Origin of the sequence: Microbacterium sp. C5A9 (assembly GCF_022627955.1) — a bacterium.
Classification (GTDB): domain Bacteria; phylum Actinomycetota; class Actinomycetes; order Actinomycetales; family Microbacteriaceae; genus Microbacterium.
This window is the reverse complement of the sequence record NZ_JABXGD010000008.1, coordinates 41973-64007: the sequence shown is the minus strand read 5'-3', so window position 1 is coordinate 64007 and position 22035 is coordinate 41973. Positions and strand designations below refer to the sequence as shown.

General features: G+C 68.4%; 16 protein-coding genes. 6 read left to right on the top strand and 10 right to left on the bottom strand.

The genetic code is table 11. From position 1 onward, the window contains the following. Position 1: 1 nt before the first annotated feature. A complete protein-coding gene (locus HWD99_RS15285; protein ID WP_241797051.1) occupies positions 2-1027 on the bottom strand; it encodes an App1 family protein in 1026 nt (341 codons plus the stop codon). A 4-nt stretch (positions 1028-1031) separates the two neighbouring features. Further along, positions 1032-1709: a DedA family protein gene (locus HWD99_RS15280; protein ID WP_241797050.1), complete on the bottom strand. Its 678-nt coding sequence runs from the start codon at positions 1707-1709 to the stop codon at positions 1032-1034. 41 nt (positions 1710-1750) lie between these two features. Between HWD99_RS15280 and HWD99_RS15275 the strand changes: the two genes are divergently transcribed. The 3 genes from HWD99_RS15275 (at position 1751) to HWD99_RS15265 (ending at position 6369) form a co-directional block, all read left to right on the top strand. Further along, the gene (locus HWD99_RS15275) at positions 1751-3064 is read left to right on the top strand and encodes an anthranilate synthase component I family protein (RefSeq protein ID WP_241797049.1); all 1314 of its coding nucleotides are present in this window, start codon (positions 1751-1753) and stop codon (positions 3062-3064) included. Positions 3065-3097: 33 nt separating this feature from the next. Continuing rightward, positions 3098-5674: a leucine--tRNA ligase gene (gene leuS / locus HWD99_RS15270; RefSeq protein ID WP_274618330.1), complete on the top strand. Its 2577-nt coding sequence runs from the start codon at positions 3098-3100 to the stop codon at positions 5672-5674. A gap of 92 nt (positions 5675-5766) precedes the next feature. Continuing rightward, positions 5767-6369, top strand: a complete 603-nt coding sequence (locus HWD99_RS15265; protein WP_241797047.1) for a ComEA family DNA-binding protein — start codon at positions 5767-5769, stop codon at positions 6367-6369. A gap of 38 nt (positions 6370-6407) precedes the next feature. Here the strand turns inward: HWD99_RS15265 and HWD99_RS15260 are convergent, their stop codons facing one another. The 3 genes from HWD99_RS15260 to HWD99_RS15250 form a co-directional block, all read right to left on the bottom strand. Beyond that, positions 6408-7775 (bottom strand): D-alanyl-D-alanine carboxypeptidase family protein, encoded by a 1368-nt coding sequence (locus tag HWD99_RS15260; RefSeq protein WP_241797046.1) that lies wholly within the window; start codon positions 7773-7775, stop codon positions 6408-6410. Positions 7776-7913: 138 nt separating this feature from the next. Continuing rightward, positions 7914-9179, bottom strand: a complete 1266-nt coding sequence (locus tag HWD99_RS15255; RefSeq protein WP_241797045.1) for an FAD-dependent oxidoreductase — start codon at positions 9177-9179, stop codon at positions 7914-7916. Beyond that, positions 9172-10728 (bottom strand): cryptochrome/photolyase family protein, encoded by a 1557-nt coding sequence (locus tag HWD99_RS15250; protein WP_241797044.1) that lies wholly within the window; start codon positions 10726-10728, stop codon positions 9172-9174. The genes HWD99_RS15255 and HWD99_RS15250 overlap by 8 nt, the downstream gene beginning before the upstream one ends. 784 nt (positions 10729-11512) lie before the next feature. Here HWD99_RS15250 and HWD99_RS15245 point away from each other — a divergent pair. Both HWD99_RS15245 and holA read left to right on the top strand, forming a co-directional pair. Beyond that, positions 11513-13633 (top strand): ComEC/Rec2 family competence protein, encoded by a 2121-nt coding sequence (locus HWD99_RS15245; protein WP_241797043.1) that lies wholly within the window; start codon positions 11513-11515, stop codon positions 13631-13633. A gap of 46 nt (positions 13634-13679) precedes the next feature. Continuing rightward, positions 13680-14732, top strand: coding sequence for a DNA polymerase III subunit delta (gene holA / locus HWD99_RS15240; RefSeq protein ID WP_241797042.1), 1053 nt, complete (start codon positions 13680-13682; stop codon positions 14730-14732). 81 nt (positions 14733-14813) lie between these two features. On the opposite strand, the gene rpsT is transcribed toward holA, so the two are convergent. Then, positions 14814-15074 carry a 30S ribosomal protein S20 gene (gene rpsT, locus HWD99_RS15235; RefSeq protein ID WP_201470029.1) on the bottom strand — a complete coding sequence of 87 codons (261 nt, stop codon included), beginning with the start codon at positions 15072-15074 and terminating at the stop codon, positions 14814-14816. 244 nt (positions 15075-15318) lie between these two features. Between rpsT and HWD99_RS15230 the strand changes: the two genes are divergently transcribed. Then, positions 15319-16536: an MFS transporter gene (locus tag HWD99_RS15230; protein WP_241797041.1), complete on the top strand. Its 1218-nt coding sequence runs from the start codon at positions 15319-15321 to the stop codon at positions 16534-16536. Here HWD99_RS15230 and HWD99_RS15225 read toward each other — a convergent pair. The 4 genes from HWD99_RS15225 to HWD99_RS15210 form a co-directional block, all read right to left on the bottom strand. Beyond that, a complete protein-coding gene (locus HWD99_RS15225) occupies positions 16505-17260 on the bottom strand; it encodes an alpha/beta fold hydrolase (protein WP_241797040.1) in 756 nt (251 codons plus the stop codon). The two genes, HWD99_RS15230 and HWD99_RS15225, sit on opposite strands and share 32 nt — an antisense overlap. Before the next feature lie 66 nt (positions 17261-17326). After that, positions 17327-19039: an ABC transporter family substrate-binding protein gene (locus HWD99_RS15220; RefSeq protein WP_241797039.1), complete on the bottom strand. Its 1713-nt coding sequence runs from the start codon at positions 19037-19039 to the stop codon at positions 17327-17329. 132 nt (positions 19040-19171) lie between these two features. After that, positions 19172-21115 carry an ABC transporter ATP-binding protein gene (locus HWD99_RS15215; RefSeq protein WP_241797038.1) on the bottom strand — a complete coding sequence of 648 codons (1944 nt, stop codon included), beginning with the start codon at positions 21113-21115 and terminating at the stop codon, positions 19172-19174. After that, positions 21112-22026, bottom strand: coding sequence for an ABC transporter permease (locus HWD99_RS15210; RefSeq protein WP_241797037.1), 915 nt, complete (start codon positions 22024-22026; stop codon positions 21112-21114). Before HWD99_RS15210 ends, HWD99_RS15215 begins: the two co-directional genes overlap by 4 nt. Positions 22027-22035: the final 9 nt, after the last annotated feature.

Here is a 22035-nt window from a genome sequence, read left to right as displayed (position 1 = left end):
CTCAGCGCAGGATGCCGGCTTCGCCGAGCAGGTCGCGCAGGCCGGCACCGTCTTCGGCGCTCACCCAGGGGGCGACGTCCTCGGAGTGCGGCTCGCGTCCGGCACGACCACCGGCCAGCACCGCCTCGGCAGGCAGGAGGCGGCGGATGGCGACACCGGCGACGGAGTCGGGATGCTCGTCCATGAACTGGGAGTAGATCGACTCATCGTGCTGCCCGTCATCGCCGATGAGCAGCCACTTCATGTCGGGGAACTCGACCGCCAGACGGCGCAGGTTGGTGAGCTTGTGCTCGCGGCCGCTGCGGAACCACCGGTCATGCGTCGGGCCCCAGTCGGTGAGGAGCATGGATCCGGCGGGGAACAGGTGGCGCCCGAGGAATCGCGTCAGTGTGGGAGCCACATTCCAGGCACCCGTCGACAGGTAGATCATGGGGGCGCCGGGATGCTCACGCAGCACCTGGTCGAGCAGGACGGCCATGCCGGGCACGGGGAGGCGGGCATGCTCGTCGACGACGAAGGAGTTCCACGCGGCGATGAACGGGCGGGGGAGAGCGGTGACCATCACGGTGTCGTCGACGTCGGACACGATGCCGAACCGGGTGGACTCCGAGACGACGAAGGCCGTGGTCTCGACGGGCTCCTGTCCCTCGACCGAGAACGTGAAGGTCTGCCATCCGGGCTCGAGCGTCGACTCGACCACGGAATCGATCACGCCGCCGCGGTCGGCGATGACGTGGTGCACCGCGTCGCCGATCTGCACCGTGACCTTCGCGAAGCTCACCGGGATGCCGACGAAGCTTCGCCAGCCCCGCACACTCGCGGGTTCGCCGTCCTTCGTCCGTCGCTGTGGCGGGACGATCAGCACGCGTCCGACCACGCGCACCCAGCCGGGACCGCCGTATCCGGGGAACGGGAGGATGGTCGCCGTGCGACCTTTACGGCGCGCTCGTCCCTCTCGCCACACGTGGAAGCGGTGTTCGAGACGCGCGAACCAGTGGATCCGGGGCGCCGGGGGTGCGGAAGCCATTGCTTCAGTCTTTCACGTCCGCGCTGCTCTGCGTGTCGGCGTCCCCGGCCTCGAGGTGGCGGGCTTCGCGGCGGGCGAGGACCTTCTTGCCCACGAAGGCGAGCACGAGGAACAGGGCGATGATGCCGACGAAGACGTAGCCGGCGAAGTGGACCCGGTCGACGAGCTCACGGAAGCTGCCCGCGGCGAGCGAGGTGATGCTGACATACGCGGTGGCCCAGAGCAGGCACGCCGGCGTCGTCCAGGCGATGAAGCGGCGATACGAGTAGTGGCTCATGCCGACGGTGAGCGGCACCAGAGAATGCAGCACAGGCAGGAAGCGCGAGAGGAAGATCGCGATGCCGCCCCGACGGGCGAGGTAGTTCTCCGCCCGTACCCAGTTCGCCTCACCCACACGACGACCGATCCACGACTGGCGGATGTGCGGCCCGACCCAGCGCCCGAGCCAGAAGCCGATGCTCTCGCCGATCAGAGCGCCGATGACCACGGCGATCACCATCGCGATCGCCTCGACGAGCCCGGAGACCCCCATGGAGGCGATGATGACGATCGTGTCGCCGGGAACCACGAGACCGATGAGGATGCTCGTCTCGAGCATCACCGCCACTCCGGCGATGAGTGTGCGCGTGACCGGGTCGATCGACTGGATCAGGTCGAACAGCCACAGCAGCAGGTCATCCACTCCTTGAGAATACGGGAGCGGGGGAGGCCTAGGCTGAGAACGTGCCCGACCGTCTGACCGCTCGCGTCCTGCCCCACGCGGTCGACCCCGACGCCCTCTTCGTCGCCCTGGAGGCCGACGTCGAGGACCTCTTCTGGCTGGATGCCGGAGCAGACGCGACGGACGGCTGGAGCTACATCGGTACGGGCGAGATCGCCGCCGCTCCCGATGACATCCGGCTCGACATCGCGGACCCGTCGGCGGACCCGATGGGTCCCCCTCTGCGCGGCGGCTGGGTCGGCTGGTTCGACTACGAGAGCGGGGCGCAGTCCGCGGGGGCACCGGTTGCGCGCTCCACTGACGAGCCCGTCACCACGGGTCTGCGCATCACCCGGATGGCCGCGTTCGACCATGCGGTGGGACGCGTGTGGGTGCTGACGGATGAAGAGAGTCAGGACGACTGGGCGCGCTATGTCGCATCGACCGCGCCGGCACCTGTCCTGCCCTCCGCTCCGGTGAGCGCTGCAGCCGTCGCCCGCCACACGCCGGAGGAGTATGCGCATCTCATCGAGCGCTGCCGTGAGCTGATCCGAGCGGGGACGGCCTACCAGCTCTGTCTCACGACGCGCTTCACCGTTCCCGGCGTTCACGACGGCGTGGCGGTGTACCGGCGTCTGCGCTCAGCCACCCCGGCTCACCATGGCGGCTTCCTCAGGATGGCGGGGGAGTCGCTGCTGAGCGCCAGCCCCGAGCAGTTCCTGCAGGCCGAGAACGGTGTGATCCGCACCCGCCCCATCAAGGGCACACGCCCGCGCGGGCGCGATGCCGCCGAAGACGTCGCGCTCGCCGCAGAGCTCGCGGTGGACCCGAAGGAGCGCGCCGAGAACGTCATGATCGTCGATCTCATGCGCAACGATCTCTCGCGGGTGTGCGTGCCGGGGTCGATCCGTGTCGACGCGCTCTGGGCGGTCGAGACCTATCCGGCGGTGCATCAGCTGGTCAGCACGGTCACCGGCAGAGCGGCTGAGGGAACGACCGTCGGCGATCTCCTCGCGGCGACGTTCCCCGCGGGGAGCATGACCGGGGCGCCGAAGCTGTCGGCCATGACCGAGCTGCACACGCTCGAGGGCGGGCCGCGCGGGGTGTACTCCGGATGCTTCGGCTACGTCGGCGACGACGGGACGCTCGACCTGGCCATGGTGATCCGCAGCATCGTGCTCGATCGACACGGTGCGCGGGTCGGTGCGGGCGGAGGGATCACGTGGCGGTCGGTCGCGGCATCCGAAGTGGCGGAGGTGGCGACCAAGGCACGAGCGCCGCTGGCCGCGCTCGGGGCGGAAATGCCCGGCGCCTGGGCTTCCGATATCCTGAACTGATCCCCTTTTCCCTCCAGATTGGTCGTGCGTTCGTTGTCTGAGAACCTGTCCACCTCTCCCGTCGACGAGGAGTCCTCCTCGGCGCACGCCATCCAGGCCAAGTGGCAGAAGTACTGGGCGGAGAACGGCACGTTCCTCACCGGCGGCGACGATGACACCCGGCCGCGTCGGTACGTCCTCGCGATGTTCCCGTACCCGTCCGGCGACCTGCACATGGGGCACGCCGAGAACTACCTGTACTCCGACATCGTCGCCCGTTTCTGGCGCCACCGCGGGCACAACGTCCTGAACCCGATCGGGTGGGACTCGTTCGGCCTGCCTGCCGAGAACGCGGCCATCCGCCAGGGCGCCGACCCGCGCGAGTGGACGTACCAGAACATCGCACAGCAGAAGGTCGGCTTCGAGGCCTACGGCGTCTCGTTCGACTGGAGCCGGGTGCTGCACACCTCCGACCCCGAGTACTACCGCTGGAACCAGTGGCTGTTCCTCAAGATGTCCGAGCGCGGTCTGGCGTACCGCAAGAAGAGCCCGGTCAACTGGTGCCCCAACGACCAGACCGTGCTGGCGAACGAGCAGGTCGTCGACGGCCGGTGCGAGCGCTGCGGCTACGAGGTCGTCAAGAAGAAGCTGACCCAGTGGTACTTCCGCATCACCGATTATGCGGACCGTCTGCTCGACGACCTCAACCAGCTCGAGGGACGCTGGCCGCACAAGGTGCTGCAGATGCAGCGCAACTGGATCGGCCGCTCGGTCGGCGCCGACGTCGACTTCCGCATCGAGGGACGCGAAGAGCCGGTCACGGTCTTCTCGACGCGCCCCGACACCCTGCACGGCGCGACGTTCTTCGTCGTCGCCCCCGACGGGGATCTCGCCGCCGAGCTGGCCGCCGATGCGCCGGCCGAGGTGCGTGAGCGCTTCGAGAAGTACCTGGGCGACGTGCAGAAGACCACCGACATCGATCGTCAGTCGACGGATCGTCCGAAGACCGGTGTGTTCCTCGAGCGCTACGCCATCAACCCGGTCAACGGCGAGAAGCTGCCGATCTGGGCTGCCGACTACGTGCTCGCCGACTACGGTCACGGCGCGGTCATGGCCGTTCCCGCGCACGACCAGCGCGACCTGGACTTCGCCCGCGCCTTCGACCTGCCTGTGAAGGTCGTGGTCGACACGACCGCTCCGATCACCGGTGCCATGCCCGTGATCGAGGTCGATGACGAGGGCGTGCCGATCGACACCGGTGCCGCCATCGACGAGCAGAATCCGGCATCGACCGGCATCGCGCTCACCGGCGAGGGCCGCATGATCAACTCGGGCGCCCTCAACGGGCTCTCGAAGCGCAACGCGATCGCGCGCGCCATCGAGCAGCTCGAGGCATCGGGCACCGGCCGCGCCGCGAAGAACTATCGTCTGCGCGACTGGCTGATCTCGCGTCAGCGCTTCTGGGGCACCCCGATCCCGATGCTGCACGCCGAAGACGGAAGCATCATCGCTGTCCCCGAGGACAAGCTGCCGGTGAAGCTGCCGAGCGTCGAGGGTCTCGACCTGAAGCCGAAGGGCACTTCGCCGCTGGGCGGCGCGGAGAGCTGGGTGCGCACCGTCGATCCCGTGTCGGGCGAGCCGGTGCTGCGTGACCCCGACACCATGGATACGTTCGTCGACAGCTCGTGGTACTTCCTGCGGTTCCTGTCGCCGAACAGCGACACCGTGGCGTTCGATCCGGCCCAGGCCGCTCGATGGGCTCCGGTCGACTCGTACATCGGCGGTGTCGAGCACGCGATCCTGCACCTGCTGTACGCGCGCTTCATCACCAAGGTGCTCTTCGACATGGGGCTCATCGACTTCACCGAGCCGTTCTCGAACCTGATCAACCAGGGAATGGTGCTGCTCGACGGGCAGAAGATGTCGAAGAGCAAGGGCAACCTCGTGCTCTTCCAGGAGGAGCTCGACGCCCACGGCGCCGACGCGCTGCGCGTGGGTCTCGCCTTCGCCGGCCCGGTGGAAGACGACAAGGACTGGGCGGACGTGTCGACGACCGGTGCCCAGAAGTTCCTGTCGCGTGCGATGCGCATCGCGCACGAGGTCTCCAGCCCGGTCGATGTCGTGTTCGCCGGTGGCGACGCGGCCCTGCGACGTGCCACGCACAAGCTGCTGTCCGAGGCGCCCGCGCTGGTGGAGCAGACGAAGTTCAACGTGCTGGTCGCTCGGCTGATGGAGCTGGTGAACATCACGCGCAAGACCATCGACGGTGCCGGTGGCGCCGGCGACCCGGCTGTTCGCGAAGCCGCCGAGACCGTCGCGGTGATGCTCGATCTCATCGCCCCGCACACCGCGGAGGAGATGTGGGAGACTCTCGGCCACGAGCCGTCGGTCGGTCTGGTCACCTGGCGTTCCGCCGACCCCGTCCTGCTGTTCGAGGACACGGTGACCGCAGTCGTGCAGGTCGGCGGCAAGGTGCGTGCGCAGCTCGAGGTGTCTGCTCGCATCGGCGAGGTCGAGCTCGAAGAGCTCGCCCGTTCCGATGAGCGCGTGATCCGATCGATCGGAGATCGCGAGATCGTCAAGGTCGTCGTTCGCGCACCGAAGATCGTCAGCATCGTCGTCAAGAACTGAACGGTCCTGCACAGCGTGCCGCTGCCCCCGGTTGTCCACGGGCAGCGGCACGCGGCGTTCCAGGGGTGATCTCCCGGCTCTAGCGTGGCGGCATGCCCGAGACGCCGCCGACCATCCCGCGACCGCGCAGATTGCAGTTGAGTGTCGGCGCAGCCGTGATCGTGGGGCTCGTCGTCCTGTCGGGTGCGGTCGGCCTCGGCCTGCTCAAAGGGCAGGCGGCTCCGACGGAATCCGTGGCGCTGACGGCGGATGCCGAAGAATCCGCCGTTTCCGGCGAGCTCTACGTGCATGTGCTCGGCGCTGTCGAGCATCCGGGACTCTACGTCCTCGATCTCGATTCGCGCATGGTCGACGCCGTGGCCGCCGCCGGTGGCACCACCGACGACGCCGACCTGGCGGGGGTCAACCTCGCGAGGACACTCGAGGACGGCGAGCAGATCATCGTGCCCGTGGTCGGAGTGGCGGGTGATGTCGGCGGTGCGTCGGCCGTCCAGCCCGCGGACGACCGGGTCGATCTCAACGCCGCAGATCAGGCCGCGCTCGAGACCCTACCTCGCATCGGTCCGGCGCTGGCGGAACGCATCATCGCGTGGCGTGAGGAGAACGGCCGCTTCCAGTCGGTCGATGACCTGCTCGCGGTGCCGGGGATCGGAGAGAAGCTTCTGGCGGGGATCCGCGATGCGGTGCGCGTGTGACTCGTGATCCCGTCATCCGCGACTCCCGCCGAGCTGCCTCAGTCCTCGGCTCCGGTCACGGAGCCGAGCTCGGACGGGTGAGTGAGTCGCCACCACTCGGTGGGCGGGTCGATGCTTCCCGAGATCGTCACGGGAACGGTGACGGCGTTCGGCCCGGCCGTCCAGGTGACACTGCCCACGACCGAGCCATCGCTGTACGTCGGCGGGGTCTCGATGTCCATCGTCAGCTCGATCGGCGTATCCGACCACGTGAAGATCGACGCGCTCTCGCCGATGACCAGCGTCGCGGCGGATCCCCACGGCGTCGAGATGGATCCGATCTCCTGGCCATCGGTCGCGACGGGCACCTGGTGGAAACCGGAGCGGATGCCCTCGAGTGCAGCGACCACGGTGGCGTTCACCGACTCGCGCGACGCTCCTCCGAGGACGACGCCGGTGACCGCGAGCGGAGCGGCCGCGCCCACGTCGAGCGTCGCCGTGTAGAGCAGATTGTGCGTCCCCTCGCCGAGGTTCCCCGTCTTCAGCCCCGTGATCCCGGCGGTGCCGAGAAGACCGTTGGTGTTGTACAGCCGGCCGGCACCGGGGATCGAGACCGCCGGGGTCGCGACGATCTGAGCGATCGCCGGATGCGCGGCGGCGAGCTTGGCGATGGCCAGCAGGTCGGCGGGCGTGCTCGTGTTGCGCGGACTGATGCCCGTGGGCTCCGCGACCGTCGTCCCGGTGAGTCCGTGAGATGCGAGCCAGTCGCGCGTCGTGCTGAGGAACGCGGTCTGCGATCCGAAGATCCGCGACGACAGTGCGTCGGCGTAGTTGCTCGCGGAGGGGATGAGCATGGCGGCCAGGGCATCGTGCAGCGACATCGAGGTGCCGGTGGGCATCGGAGCGATCGTCGCTCCCTGCACGTAGTACATGTCGTACAGGTCATGGTCCGCCTTGCCGAAGGTGATGGTCGGCCCGGGGTCATCGGCGGACGTGAGCGGCGACGCGTCGAGGATGACGAGGGCGGTGATGAGCTTGGTGATGCTCGCGATCGGCAGCGCTTCGCCCGTCCCGGACGCCGACCACGTGCCGTCCGCCCCCTCGCCGAGATAGGCGTCGGCGCCGGCGATGCTGATCGCCGATGCCGCGGCAGGTGGCGTGGCGACGACGGCGGCGGTGCCGACCGGCACCTGCGGGGCGCGGGTAGTCACCGCCGGCGGGTTCACCGGGGCCGTGAGTGCCCACCCGATGTAGCCTCCGGTCACGGCCAGCAGCAGGACGATGCAGACGGCGGTGATGATGAGCCCACGTCGGCGGCGTCTCCTGCGCACCGTGGGATCGATCCGATCATCGCTGAACTCCTGCTCGTGCGAGATGAGTTCTGCCAGATCGGACAGCCCATCGACCGACTGATCGGATGCCGTCACCGAGAGCCCCTCATCGCGCCCCACCTGTCGCTCGCAATCCTCAGAAAAGACCATCCTCGCGTATGACCGAAGCGTCCGGTATCGGCCATTCGGGGGACACGTGTGCGGCAGCACATCGCCTCGCCCACGAAGCGTCGATCATCTCGGTGAGGAGCGTCCCTCGTCAGTCAGGACCGCGCGCGCGGCACGTTCGCCGGACGCGAGGGCACCCTGAATCGACGCGGTGTCCCGGTGGTCCCCGGCGACGTACAGACGCTCGGCGTAGCGCGGTGATCGCGGGGCGCTCAGGGGTGCCGGCTGGGCCGGGAGCGCGTCGACGACGTCGTCGCGCCGGATGAGCTCCCACGCGCTGACGTCAGCACCCCAGATCTCAGCCAGGTGGCGGCGGACGTCATTCTCCTCGGCGGGATCGCCGCCCCGCGGCAGCAGGCAGGTCGCGGCGATGAGGTGGCTTCCGGCCGGCGCGTAGGAGGGCACTGTGTGCGTCATCACCACGGTGTTCACGACCGGGCCTCGCCCTCGCCCTCGCCCGTCCACGGTGAGCAGTGCGGATACGGTCGGAGGTTCTGCGGCGGCGAACCACCACGTCTGCAACCCGTTCGTCGCCGGTCTGTCGAGCCCGGTGAGGTCGGTGACGGCATCAGGGTCGACCGCGACGACCACCCGAGAGGCGCGGACGGAGTCGCCGTCGGTCACATCCACGCACATGCCCTGTCCGAGCACCGATACACGTTCGGCGCGGGCGCCGAGACGGATGTCTGCGCCCGCCGTGCGAGCGTGCGCGGCGAGCTGCTCCGGGACCGCAGCGATTCCTTGGGCGGGCAGGCCCGGTCGGCCGAGAGCGAAGTAGCGCACGAGCAGTCTGGCGAACGCGTTCGACGTCTCGCCGTGGCTCTCGGCCAGTACCCCGGCGAGGAAGGGCTCGAGCACAGCGGTGCGGAGCGGTCCGCGGAGCCCCGCGGCATCCCACCCCTCGCGCATGGTGACATCGTTTCGAGCGAGACGCGAGAGCGGCCGCAGCAATGCGGGCGTTGCCCACCGTGCCAGCGCGACGGCATCCCGACCGCTCACCAGACCGCTGCGCAGCGAGGTGGCGACCGACAGCGGATGCCGGACCGGATGCCGGAGTTCGGCCATGCCGTGCGTCGTGCGCACCCGCACACCGACGGGGAAGCTCCCCAGAGCGAGCGCGCCGAGATCGACGCTGCGGCGGAGCGCCGGGTAGGCCGGATTGAGCACCTGGAAGCCGCGATCCAGCCGGAAGCCGTCGACGGTGTCGGTGCGCTGGCGTCCTCCGACGGCATCCCCGGCCTCGAGGACGACGACATCGAGCCTGCGTGCGGCGAGCAGCACGGCGCAGCGAAGCCCCGCGAGTCCGGCGCCGATCACGATCACATCATGCATTCGCGACCACCTCCCCTCGGCGGATCGCCGATGCGCGCAGGCCGATCGCCTCGCGTTCGTCGTCGTCGATCCGATCGACGTTGCGCAGCTGCAGGGCCATGCGAGGGTTCGCGGCGAGGGTCTCGTGGTGGCGCATCAGAAAATCCCAATAGAGAGTGGTGATCGGGCAGGCATCGTCACCGACGCGTTTCTTCGGATCGAATCGGCAGGTGCGACAGTACGGGCTCATGTGAGAGATGTACGCACCCGATGCCGCGTAGGGCTTGCTCCCCATCAGCCCTCCGTCAGCGAACTGGCTCATTCCGAGGGTGTTGGGCAACTCCACCCACTCGACCGCGTCGACGTAGACCGCGAGATACCAGGCGTGCACTTCTGACGGTTCGACGCCGAGAAGCAGGGCGTAGAGACCGGTCACCATCAGCCGCTGGATGTGATGGGCGTAACCGTTCTCCAGTGTGGCGCCGATCGCATCGGCCATGCATGCCATCGAGGTGTCGCCCGTCCAATACCAGTCCGGCAGCGGCTCATGAGCGTCCAACGCGTTGCGGCGGGCGTACCCCGGCATCTGAGTCCAGTAGATTCCGCGGACGTACTCGCGCCACCCGAGAATCTGCCGGATGAAGCCCTCGGTGGATTCCAGTGGTGCGCGTCCGTCGCGGTACGCGGCCTCGGCCGCAGCGACGACCTCACGCGGGTGGAGAAGCTTGAGGTTCATGGCAGCAGAGAGGTGAGCGTGCCACAGCCAGGGCTCACCGGGCCACAGGGCGTCTTGCGAGTCTCCGAACCACGGGAGGCGCTCGTCGATGAAGAGCGCGAGCGATTCGAGCGCCTGCGCGCGGGTGACCGGCCACGCGAAGGTGTCGAGGCGACCGGGGTGGTCGGCGAAGCGCTCGGCGACGAGCGCGAGAACGTCTCGGGTCATCTCATCCGGCTCGAACACGGCTCTCGGCGGCACCATCCCGGGTCCCTGTGCGGGGAAGGCCCTGCGGTTGTCGGCATCGAAGTTCCACACACCGCCCTCGGGCTTCCCATCCGGGGTCATGAGGATCCCGAAGCGCCGACGTTGCTCCCGGTAGAAGTACTCCATCCGAAGCGTGTTGCGCTCGTGCGTGTGAGCGGCGAACTCGCGCACCGTGCACAAGAAGTGACGGTCCTCTCGGATCTCGAGCGCGATGCTGGCATCCATCGCCACCTGTCGTACTGACTCGAGCACCCGCCACTCGCCGGGCGCGGTCATCAGAAGCGATGCCGGAGCCAGCCGCGTGATGTCTGCGGCGAGCTGATCGGCGAGCGTGCCGCGGTTGTCGGGGTCGTCGAGCGACATGTAGTGGACCGCACGTCCAGCGATGCGCATCTCGGCGGCGCAGTGGCGCATGGCCGACAGGAACAGGGCCGTGCGCGGTTTGCTGCTCCAGACGTGAGTGGATTCTTCGGCGACCTCGGCCATCCACACCGCATCACGAAGCGGATCGAACCCGTCGAACCCACTGGCCTCGAGGTCGAGCTGGTCGCCGAGCACGATCACCAGATTGCGCAGCGTCCGCTCCATGGCACCAGCGTACGACGGGATGCCGTGGAGCGGACGGCTGCGTCGAGTCGGCACGTGTCGCGCATCGCTCGGCGAGGCGGTCATGCTTCACCGGCCATGGAGCGGGAAGTCGCGCGCTGGTCAACGGGACCGCACGAGGTCGTTGATCCATGGGTGTCCAGGGTGGGCGGTCTCCAGCGCGGTGCGGAGCCATGCAGAGGTCCGTCGCTCGGGGGATGCTCGTGACCGCACCGAGTCCGTATCGTCGATCGCATGGATATCGCTTCGATGCTCATGGGCGCCTCAATCGTCTCCGTCGCATGGATCGCCTTCTGGCCGTGGGCGCAGCTGAAACGCCTTCGCGAGATCGAAGGAAGCACCGCTGCGGGGGCGGACGCGGAGTCGACTCCGAGTCCATAGACGGGCGTCGCCGCCGCGCGAAGTTCGATCAGAGTGCACGGTGACGCGCATGTGCGGCCCTGCACATCCACTGGCAGCCGCGTGGTTCTCCACGTGCGTTGACACCCCGGACCTCAGCGATTGCCGGCCGTCGTTACGGTGGCCGGATGTGTCAGCGTATCGAGGCGAAGTGTCTGTGCGGAACTCTGTTCTTCCAGATCCGTGACCGGGGGCTCGGGTGACGCGGGATCTGCGTCTCCTGCCTGTCGCCGGGGGAGTGTGGGCTGTCGCGCTGGGGTGCGTGTTCGTGCCGGCCGCTGCGGGGTGGGCTGCGCTCGCGAGTGGTGTCGCAGCGATCGCGGTGGGGACGGTCCTGTGTCGCCGATACCGGCCGGAGGGGTCGCGCGTGGCTCTCGTGCTCGTGGTGCTCGCGGTGATGGCCGCCGTGTCCCTCACGGTCATCACGATGCTCCCCGCCCGCGACAGCGCGGCGTCGTGGGATGGGCGGGTGGTCGAGGCGACGGGGGAGGTCACGTCGTCGGCATCCGTCGGTCGGGACGGGCGGCTGTGGATGGAGGTGCAGCTGACCGGGATCGGGTCGCCGGGGTCGGTGCGGGCGGCATCCGCCCCGGTACGGGTCGGCATCGACCCGGTCGACGGGTTCGATCTCGGTGCGACAATCAGGGTGCAGGGCGAGGCAGCTGCGACGGATCCGGGGGAGAGGTCTGCGCTCGTGGTGTTCGCGAGTACCGCATCGGTCGAGGTTCCGGCATCCGGGGTGTTCGCGGTCGCCGCAGGCCTGCGGAGCGTCTTCATCGATCGATCCGCGCGTCTTCCCGAGCCCGGGGCCGGTCTTCTCCCCGGACTCGCGGTCGGCGATACGCGCGCGGTGTCGGCAGAGCTCACCGAGCAGATGAAGGCCAGCGGCCTCAGCCACCTGACCGCGGTCAGCGGGGCGAACTGTGCGATCGTCGTCGGTGCGGCATTCGCGCTGACTGCCCTGTGCGGTGGGGGACGACGCACCCGGGTGTCCGTCGCCGCGGTCGCGCTGAGCGGATTCATCGTGCTCGTCACTCCCGAGCCGAGCGTGATCCGCGCCGGCGTGATGGCGGGCGTCGCGATGATGGCGTTGATGCTCGGGCGCCCGAGTGCCGGTGCAGGGATGCTCGCGCTGAGTGCGACGGGCATCCTCCTCGTCGATCCCTGGCTGGCCGCGAGTCCCGGCTTCGCGCTCTCCGTCGCGGCCTCCGGCGCCCTGATCCTGCTCGCACCTCACCTGGCGCGAGGGATGCGTCGCTGGCTGCCGGCTCCGCTGGCACTCGGGATCGCGGTGCCGCTGGCTGCGCAACTCGCATGCGGTCCGATCATCGCGCTGTTCGCCGAGCAGCAGTCCCTGATCGGACTCCCGGCGAATCTGCTGGCCGCTCCCGCTGCGCCCATCGCGACCGTGATCGGGATGCTGGCATGCCTCGCCGCCCCACTACCGCCCGTGGCTGATCTGCTGGCGGCCTCCGCCTGGCTCCCCGCGTCATGGATCGCGGCGACGGCAGAGGTGAGTGCTGCTGTGCCGCTCGGGCAGATCGCGATGCCGTCGGGAATCCTGAGCGCCACGGTCGTCGGCGCAGTGAGCGCTGCCGTCGCGATCGTCCTGATCGGTGGGGGTCCCCGTCCGGGCGGCCGCCGTCTCCGAGCCCTCGCAGGGGTTGTCGTCGCGGTCAGTGTCGCTGCGTTCGGCGCGCGCCTGCTGCTCGATGGTCCTCTGGCGAGTTCGACCACGCCGGACGGCTGGTCGATCGCGGCCTGTGATGTCGGACAGGGCGATGCTCTCGTCGTCCGCTCCGAGGGCGAGGTGGCGCTGATCGACACAGGCCCCGAACCCGAACCGCTGGCCGAGTGCCTGAGGTCGCTCGGGATCGACAGGATCGACCTTCTCGTCCTCACCCATTTCGATCTCGATCATGTCGGCGGTGTCGAGGCGCTGCAGGGTCGTGTGGACGAGGTCGTGCACGGACCGACCGGGGAGAGTGCAGACGAGGGGCTGCTCGGCCGTCTGGCCGACGGAGGTGCGACGGTCTCGCCGGTCGTCGCGGGCATGCGGGGCGAGCTCGGTGCGGCGGCATGGAAGCTGCTGTGGCCGGGGCGCGGGGTGATGGCGTTCCCGCCGGGCAACGACCTGAGTGTCGTTCTCGAGGTCGGCGGGGGAGGAGTTCCGCGCTCCCTCTTCCTGGGGGATCTGTCGGCCGAGGCCCAGCGGATGGTTCTGCGCTCCGCGCACATCCGTGGCACGTTCGACGTGGTGAAGGTCGCTCACCACGGCAGCGCGGATCAGGACGCGGGTCTGTATGAGGCGATCAGACCCGCTGCCGCGCTCATCAGCGTCGGGGAGGACAACGAGTACGGGCATCCGCGCGACGAGATCCTGGCGATCCTGCAGGGGATCGGAGCGCACGTGCTGCGGACCGACCTGCGGGGGCGCATCCTGCTCTCCGAGCGCGACGGCGAGCTGCAGGTGTGGACCGAGAGGTAGTCGCGGCAGGCACCGACGTGTCCGACCCCGCCGGTAGGCTGGAGCGATGGCAGCTTCGCGTACCCCGGCTCGTGGCGGAGCGTCCCGTGGCGGCGCGAAGGCGACGAAGATCGCGCAGGTCTCCTGGCGCGAGCCCCGTCCGGCTCCTCTCGTGCTCGTGTTCGGCCCCGAAGAGGTCTGCGCCGAGCGTGCGATCGCCGGGGTGCGCGACTATCTGCGCACGGAGGACCCGGCGCTCGAGGTGACTGACGTCCGCGCCGACGACTACGCGCCGGGCACGCTGCTCGCGCTCACGTCACCGTCTCTGTTCGGCGAGCCGCGACTCGTCCGCGTGTCCGGGGTCGAGAAGTGCTCCGACGCGTTCCTGCAGGAGGCGGTGTCGTACCTCGACCACCCACAGGAGGGGGCGACCGTCATCCTCCGACACACCGGCGCATCCGTCCGCGGCAAGAAGCTCCTCGATGCGCTCAGGGCGGGCAACGGAGGCGGGATCGAGATCGCGACCCCGGCGATCAAGCGCGACGGCGACCGGGTCGACTTCGCCGCGGGGGAGTTCGCCGCCGCCAGGAAGCGCATCGCTCCGCCTGCGCTGCGCGCGCTGGTCTCGGCATTCGCCGACGACCTCACCGAACTCGCCGCAGCATGTCAGCAGCTGATCGGAGACGTCGAGGGCGACATCACCGAAGAGGTCGTCACGAAGTACTACGGCGGGCGCGTCGAGGTCTCGGCGTTCGTCGTCGCCGACACGGCGATCGCCGGTCGTTACGGCGAGGCACTCGTGGCGCTGCGCCATGCTCTCGCGTCGGGAGCTGATCCAGTGCCGATGGTCGCGGCCTTCGCGATGAAGCTGCGCACGATGGCGCGCGTGGCCGGCAACCGTGAACCCAGTCGTCAGCTGGCGCAGCGCCTCGGCATGAAGGACTGGCAGGTCGACCGCGCGCGTCGGGATCTCGCCGGCTGGAACGAGCGCTCCCTGGGTCTGGCGATCCAGGCGACCGCGCGAGCGGACGCCGAGGTCAAGGGCGCCGCGCGTGACCCGATCTTCGCTCTCGAGCGGATGCTGACCGTCATCGCGACCCGCCAGCCGTTCGGCGAGTAAGCACGGACACGAAAGAGCCCGCCCCGCGAACGGGACGGGCTCTTCACACCCTTGCGGGCCAGATCTGCGAGCGCGGAGCGCTCAGAGAGCGGCGACCTGCTTGGCGATGGCCGACTTCTTGTTGGCAGCCTGGTTCTGGTGGATGACACCCTTGCTGACGGCCTTGTCGAGCTTGCGGGCAGCGGTCTTCAGGGCGGCCTCGGCAGCAGCCTTGTCGCCCGAGACGACAGCGGCGCGGGTCGCGCGGATGTGCGTCTTCAGCTCGCTCTTGACGGCCTTGTTGCGCTCGTGCGCCTTGTCGTTGGTCTTGTTGCGCTTGATCTGCGACTTGATGTTTGCCACGTGTGGACACTTTCTGTACAGGAGTTGATCGGAGTGCCGGTGGAAGAAGAGGGCTTCCGCGCGGCGGTCGTGAGGGAAGAACCCACACGCAAGCCAAGAAGCAACTCTACCAGCAGTCGGGTCGTTCGCCCTAAACGGCATCGGAGGTGCACAATCATCTCAGCCGGAGCAGACGCGGCCGACCGGGAGTGACGTCGACGTCGAGGAGCCACATGATCCGCTGCTTGCGCACCGCAGGAGTCCGATGAACGCGCGGGGCCGCGTCGGCGCGCGGTGGATGACGCTGTTCACCCTCGCCTGGCTGGCGGTGTGGACCGTGCAGCTCACGCCCGTCCAGCTGCTTCTGCCGCTGCAGCTCGACACGCCACAGGACGACTGGATCAGGGGAGTGGTGTCATCGGGCCTCGTGCTCGGCATCGGCGGGCTGGCCGGCATCGTGGCCGGCCCCGTGGCCGGAGCGCTCTCGGACCGCGCTCGCCCTGGTCGCAGACGACGACGACCGTGGGCGCTGGGCGCGGTCTGGCTCACCGCCGTGTGTCTCGTGGCCACCGGTTTCGCCGAAGGGCCCTGGGCGGTGGGCCTGGCCTGGGTAGGGGTCTCGGTGGGCGTGGCCGTCGCCTCGGCGGCATTCGGCGCTCTGATCGCCGACCAGCTCCCGCCGGGGCAGCGCGGCGCGGCGTCGGCCGCCGTCGGATCGAGTCAGGCGGTCGGCATCGTGCTGGGCGTCGGTCTGGTGGTGCTGCTCGGCCTCGGCATCCGCGACGGCTACCTGCTCCTGGCGGTCCTGATCGCGGCGATCGGCACGGCGGCATCGCTTCTCCTTCCGGACGATCCCGCTCTCGACGTGCCGCGCGCGCCTCGGCGGGTGCGGCAGGCCCTGTCGTCGCTGCGGGACCGAGACTTCGCCTGGATGCTCTCCGGCCGCCTGGTGACGAACATCGGCAATGCCCTCGGTACCTCGCTCTTCCTCTTCTTCCTGCTGCATGGCCTTCAGCAGGGTGAGGTCGAGGCGCAGGACAATCTGCTGCTGCTCATCGTCGTGTACACGCTCTTCGTCGTGCTCGCGTCGGTGATCACCGGCATCCTGTCGGACCGCACGGGACGTCGCCGGGGACTGGCGGTCGCCGCGACCATGGTTCAGGCCTGCTCGGGAGTCGTCATCACCCTCGTCCCGACGTTCGAGGCGACGATGGTGGCCGCGGCCCTGATGGGGCTCGGCTACGGGGCCTTCTCCACGGTCGGTCTGGCGTTCGCCGCCGATCTGCTGCCCGACGAGCAGGACCACGCGCGCGACCTCGGGGTGGTGAATGTCACCGCCGCGCTGGGGCAGCTCATCGGCCCGGTTCTCGGCGCCGGTCTCGTCGCGCTCGTGGGTGGCTTCTGGCTGGTGTTCGCCACGGCCGCGGTGCTGTCGGTGATCGGAGGACTGCTCACGGCTCGCGCGCGTCAGCCTGGTCGCTGAGTGTCGCGTCGGCCTCGATCGTGGCGATGCCCAGACGGAGCACGGCATTGAACACGTCCGGTCGCATGGCCGTCACGAGATGCGTCGTCCGCGGCACGACGATCAGCTCGGCGCGCGGGGCGAGACGCCGGAACAGGGCTTCGTTCAGGCGCAGCTGATCGTACTGGCCGTTGACGAACCACAGCGGCACGTCGATGCGGGCGACGGCTGTTGCGAGATCGAGGGTGGCGAGGTTTCGCAGAGCAGTGTCCTGCGTGTCGAGCGCGTAGCCTCCGGCGGCGAAGTCGGCACGCGTGTCCTCGGGGATCGTCGCCTCCAGGATGCGCTCCGTGAGCCACATACCGCGGTCCGGCAAACGGTCGACGGCCCTCGCGATCACTCGATAGGCCGCGAGGCCGGTGCCGCGGGGGAGCGAGGTGCAGGAGGCGGCGATGAGTCCGGCCACCGGCGGCGTCTGCGCCCCTCCGGTGTAGGCCAGGGTCAGCAGCCCGCCCATCGAGTGACCGACGAGCAGCACCGGCCCGCGGGTCGCCGCGTCGCGAACGGCCGCGTCGATCGTGTGCAGGGCCTCGTGCAGGGTGAAATCCTCCTGCACCCGCGTGCCGTGGCCGGGCAGATCCACCGCCGTGGCGGGAATGCCGGCAGCATCGAGGAACGCCAGCTGAGACCTCCACATCGTCGCTGACGTGCGGATGCCGTGCACGAGGACGATCTGGACGGTCACGGGTTCAGCATACGAAAGCGGGGCCGGTGGATGAACCACCGACCCCGCTCTCAGAGGAAGAAGTGCTTACTTCTCCCAGCCGACGTTCTCGACGGGGGTGACCCCGAAGAGGTCAAGGCCCACGTAGGGCTCCGGCGTCAGGTTGGCCAGGCCGTCCTTGACCGTGAAGATCGAGGGACCGTTGTAGAGCGGGATGACGCCCCAGGTCTCCTTGATGATCTCCGGCTCGAGCTTCATCGTGGCGGCGGTCCAGTCCTCGGCCGTCGTCTGCGACTCGACCTCGTCCTTGATCTTCTCGTCGATCTCCGGCGTGCCGGTGCCCGAGAGGTTCAGGCTGCTGTCAGAGCAGTACAGCTGGCAGAACCACAGCGGGCCGAACGGGTCGGAGTCCGTGAAGCGCAGCGAGAACGCGTCCCAGTTCTTCGTCGTGAAGTCGGTCGAGAAGTCCGCGGGTGCGCGCTTCTCGATGGTCAGGTCGATGCCGATCGCCTTCTGCTGCTGCTGCAGCGCCTTGGCGAGCGCCTCCTGGGTCGGGTCGTCGCTGTGCACCGGGAAGACGACGGACAGCTTCTCGCCGTCCTTCTCGCGGATGCCGTCTTCGCCCTCGGTCCAGCCGGCGTCATCGAGCAGCTTCTTGGCACCGTCGACGTCGAACTTCAGACCGGCCTCGGCGAACGAGTCACTGTAGCCGTCCTGGAAGTCGTACAGGTTCAGCGAGCCGGCCGGAGCCTCCTCGTAGTCGAGTCCGTTCCAGGCGATCTGCTTCTGCTGATCGATGTCGATCGCCATGAAGAAGGCCTCGCGGACGGCGGGATCCGACAGCTGCGGCTTCTCGCCGTCGAGGATCACGATGGTCTTCGCGGTCTGCTGCGAGCGGTAGGTCGTGACGTCTTCCATGTCGGCGACCTGTGCGAGGCGGTCCTTCGTGTTCGTGCCGACCATGTCGATCTCGCCGTTCTTGAAGGCGTTGATCGAGGCCGAGGCGTCGAGACCGGTGAAGGTGACCTTGTCGAGCAGAGGTGCGTTGCCCCACCACTTCTCGTTCGGCTCGAACGTGACGGACTGGCCGTTCACGTCGTAGTCGGTCAGCTTGTACGGGCCGGCGCCCCACTCGGGGTGCGGGTCCTCGATGAAGGCGGTGTTGAAGATCTCCGGCGTGTTGACCGCCGGGTGCATGATTCCGGTGAGGAACGGCATCTTCGGCCAGGCGAACTCGCCCTTGAAGGTGACGATGACGTCCTTGTCGGTCTCGCCGGCCGTGACCGACTCGATCTCCTTGTAGCCGTCGGTGGCGTTGGCCTCATAGGCCTCGTCCTCGCCGCTGTTCGCCTTCCAGGTGGCCTCGAACGCGGTGTAGTCGATCGGGGTGCCGTCGTTCCAGGTGGCCTTCTCGTTGACCTTCATCGTGACGACGGTCTTGCCGTCCTTCTCGCTGATGTCCCACGAGTCGAGGTAGGCGGGGTTGGCCGAGACGGTGCCGTCCGGGTCCATGAGGAAGACCTGCGGGGTGTACCAGGAAGCGAGTCGCTGGGTGTCCGCGCTGCCGTTGCCGTTGAACGCGTTCATCTGCGGCGTGACCTCGTTGATGCCGAAGTTGACCTCGCCTCCTTCCTGCAGGTTCTCGCGGGGCTGCGGGTTGTAGTCCGACGCCTTCGTCTCCTGGGGCTCGTTGCCGCCATCGGTTCCGCTGTCTCCAGTGCCCGACGCACAGCCGCTGATCACGAGTGCGAGGGCCCCACTGAGGGCGATGACGCCCGTCAGCTTGGTGGTGCCTTTCATGGTGCTCCTTTCGCCTTTCGGCGTGTCATAAAGGGGAGGTTAGTTCGCCGTCGTCGCAAACACTCGCGATGCAGAGCTTTATCGCCATACTGTTACACGACCTTAACCGGAGCGATTCGTCGCGGGGCGGGGTCAGGAGGCCAGCGGCTGCGTGGTCATGGTCTTGGCGTCGAAGATGATCCGCTGCCTGCCGCGCTCGATGTCGGGGTCAGGGACCGGGATCGCCGAGAGCAGCGCCTTCGTGTACGGATGCTGCGGGTTGTCGAACACCTCGTCGACGTCTCCGTGCTCGACGAACTCGCCCAGGTACATCACGGCGACGCGGTCGGCGATGTGGCGCACCACGGACAGGTCGTGCGCGACGAAGAGGTACGACAGGCCGAGCTTGACCTTGAGCTCGTCGAGCAGGTTGATCACACCGGCCTGGATCGACACGTCGAGCGCGGAGACGGGCTCGTCGAGCACGACGATCTTCGGGTTCGTCGACAGCGCGCGGGCGATGCCGATGCGCTGTCGCTGGCCGCCCGAGAACGCGCCGGGGAATCGATCGAGGTGGGCGGGGTTCAGCCCGACCAGATCCATCAGCTCCTGCACGCGCACGTGGGCGTCTGCGCGGCTGACGCCGATCGCGATCATGGGCTCCGCGATGATCGCACTCACCGTCATGCGGGGATCGAGCGCTCCCATCGGGTCCTGGAACACGATCTGGATGTCGCGTCTCAGCGCCCTCTCCTGCGCTCCGCTCGTGATGTCGCCCACACTCGTGCCGGCGACGACGATGTCGCCGTCGTCCTGCTTCGCGAAGTCCATGATCTGCAGCAGAGTCGTGGTCTTGCCCGAACCGGACTCTCCGACGATGGCCATCGTCTCGCCCTCGCGGACGTCGAAGCTGATGCCCTTGACCGCGTGCACCTCGCCGACCTTGCGCTTGAAGATCGCGCCCTTCATGAGCGGGAAGGTCTTGGTGAGGTTGCGCACCTCGAGCGTGACCGGTCGCTCTTCGCGGGGAGTCAGGGTCAGGGCGCTCTGGGGGATCTCGGCGACCGGATAGACGGGAAGTCCGCCGATGAGTCCGCCGTCCTCGATCTCCGCGGCGCGGAAGCACGCAGCGGTGTGCGCGGCGTCGGTTCCGGTGGCCACGGGAAGGAGCTCCGGCTCGGATGCGCGGCAGGCGTCGACCACGATCGGGCAGCGGTCGGCGAACGGGCAGGCGTGCGGCAGGTCGATGAGCAGGGGCGGGTTGCCCTTGATCGGCACCAGCGGCTGCTTCTCGGCCTTGTCGACGCGAGGGATCGCGCCGAGCAGGCCGATCGAGTACGGCATCCGCGTGCGGTGGAAGAGCTCGCGGGCCTCGGCGTGCTCGACGGGCTTGCCCGCGTACATGACGATGACGTCGTCGGCCGTGCGCGCCACCACGCCCATGTCGTGCGTGATCATGATGACGGCCGCACCGGTCTCGCCCTGCGCCTTCTCGATGAGATCGAGGATCTGGGCCTGGATCGTCACGTCGAGAGCGGTGGTCGGCTCGTCGCAGATGATGAGCTTCGGGTTGTTCGCCATCGCGATGGCGATGACGACTCGCTGACGCATGCCGCCGGAGAACTCGTGCGGGAACGACTTCATGCGCTTCTCGGGCTCGGGGATGCCCACGAGCGAGAGCAGCTCGACCGAGCGGTCCCACGACTCCTTCTTCGAGAGGTTCCGGTGCACGGTCAGCGCCTCGATCAGCTGGTCGCCGATGGTGAAGACCGGCGTGAGCGAGGTCAGCGGGTCCTGGAAGACCATGGTCATGCCGTTGCCGCGGATCATCGACATCTGCTTGTCGCTCTTGCCGAGCAGCTCCTCGCCGTCGAAGACGATGGATCCTGTGACCTTGGCGTTGTCGTCGAGCAGGCCGATGATCGCGAGCGACGTGACGGACTTGCCCGATCCGGATTCACCGACGATGCCGAGGGTCTTGCCGGCCTCGAGGTCGAACGAGACGCCGCGCACGGCGTCGACGCGTCCGGCCTCGGAGGGGAAGCTGACCCGAAGGTCGCGGACGGAGAGGACGGGGGAAGAGGAGATGGTGGTCATGCGCGGCCTCCTGCCGCTGAGGTGGGATCGAGCGCGTCGCGCAGTCCGTCGGCGACGAGTGCCATCGAGACGGTGAGCAGCACCAGTGCGGCGGCGGGGAAGTAGAACAGCCACGGGGCGCTGGTGATGCTGTTGGCGCCGCTGCCGATGAGCGAGCCGAGCGACACGTCGGGGATCTTCACCCCGAAGCCGATGAACGACAGGCCGGTCTCCGTCATCACGGCCGCGACGACGCCGAGGGTGAAGTTGATGACGAGGAGCGAGCCGATGTTGGGGAGCAGGTGGCGCATGACGATGGTCATGCCGCGCACGCCCATGTAGCGCGCGGCCTCGACGTACTCGCGCTCGCGCAGCGACAGCGCCATGGTCCAGATCACCCTCGCCTGGAAGAACCAGCCGATGAAGATGAGTGCCAGGGCGATGACCCGCCAGTCGCCTCCCGCGGTGTTCGACACCAGGGCGAGGATCAGGAAGGTGGGGATGACCATGAGGAAGTGGATGAGAAGCAGCGTGAACTTCTCGGTCCGCCCGCCGAAGTACGCCGCGGCGGTGCCGACCACGGCGGAGAGCGCGGTGGTTCCGACGGAGACCGTGACGGCGATCATGAGCGAGCGCTGGAGCCCGATGGACACCTGCGCGAACAGGTCGTTTCCTGCGGGGGTGGTGCCGAACCAGTGCTCACCCGACGGCGGCGTGCCGAGATTGAGGAAGTCGAGGTAGATGTGGTCGTACCGTGCCACCAGGGGGCCCACGATCGAGAAGAGCACGAGCGCGAGGAACACGATGACGCCGAAGACGGCCGGCTTGTTGCGCATGAATCGCCGGTAGTACAGCGCGAAGGTCGACATCCGCTTGCGCTGCACGGCCACGGGAGCCGGCTGCTCGGCGGTGTGCAGCGTGGGATCGATCATTTCCGAGCT

Excerpts from the sequence above, each read along its gene's own strand:
- holA (WP_241797042.1), top strand. The coding sequence starts at position 13,680 with ATGGCAGCTTCGCGTACCCCGGCTCGTGGCGGAGCGTCCCGTGGCGGC.
- HWD99_RS15220 (WP_241797039.1), bottom strand. The coding sequence starts at position 19,039 with ATGAAAGGCACCACCAAGCTGACGGGCGTCATCGCCCTCAGTGGGGCC.
- HWD99_RS15230 (WP_241797041.1), top strand. The coding sequence starts at position 15,319 with ATGAACGCGCGGGGCCGCGTCGGCGCGCGGTGGATGACGCTGTTCACC.
- HWD99_RS15215 (WP_241797038.1), bottom strand. The coding sequence starts at position 21,115 with ATGACCACCATCTCCTCTTCCCCCGTCCTCTCCGTCCGCGACCTTCGG.
- HWD99_RS15255 (WP_241797045.1), bottom strand. The coding sequence starts at position 9,179 with ATGCATGATGTGATCGTGATCGGCGCCGGACTCGCGGGGCTTCGCTGC.
- HWD99_RS15250 (WP_241797044.1), bottom strand. The coding sequence starts at position 10,728 with ATGGAGCGGACGCTGCGCAATCTGGTGATCGTGCTCGGCGACCAGCTC.
- HWD99_RS15210 (WP_241797037.1), bottom strand. The coding sequence starts at position 22,026 with ATGATCGATCCCACGCTGCACACCGCCGAGCAGCCGGCTCCCGTGGCC.
- HWD99_RS15265 (WP_241797047.1), top strand. The coding sequence starts at position 5,767 with ATGCCCGAGACGCCGCCGACCATCCCGCGACCGCGCAGATTGCAGTTG.
- HWD99_RS15285 (WP_241797051.1), bottom strand. The coding sequence starts at position 1,027 with ATGGCTTCCGCACCCCCGGCGCCCCGGATCCACTGGTTCGCGCGTCTC.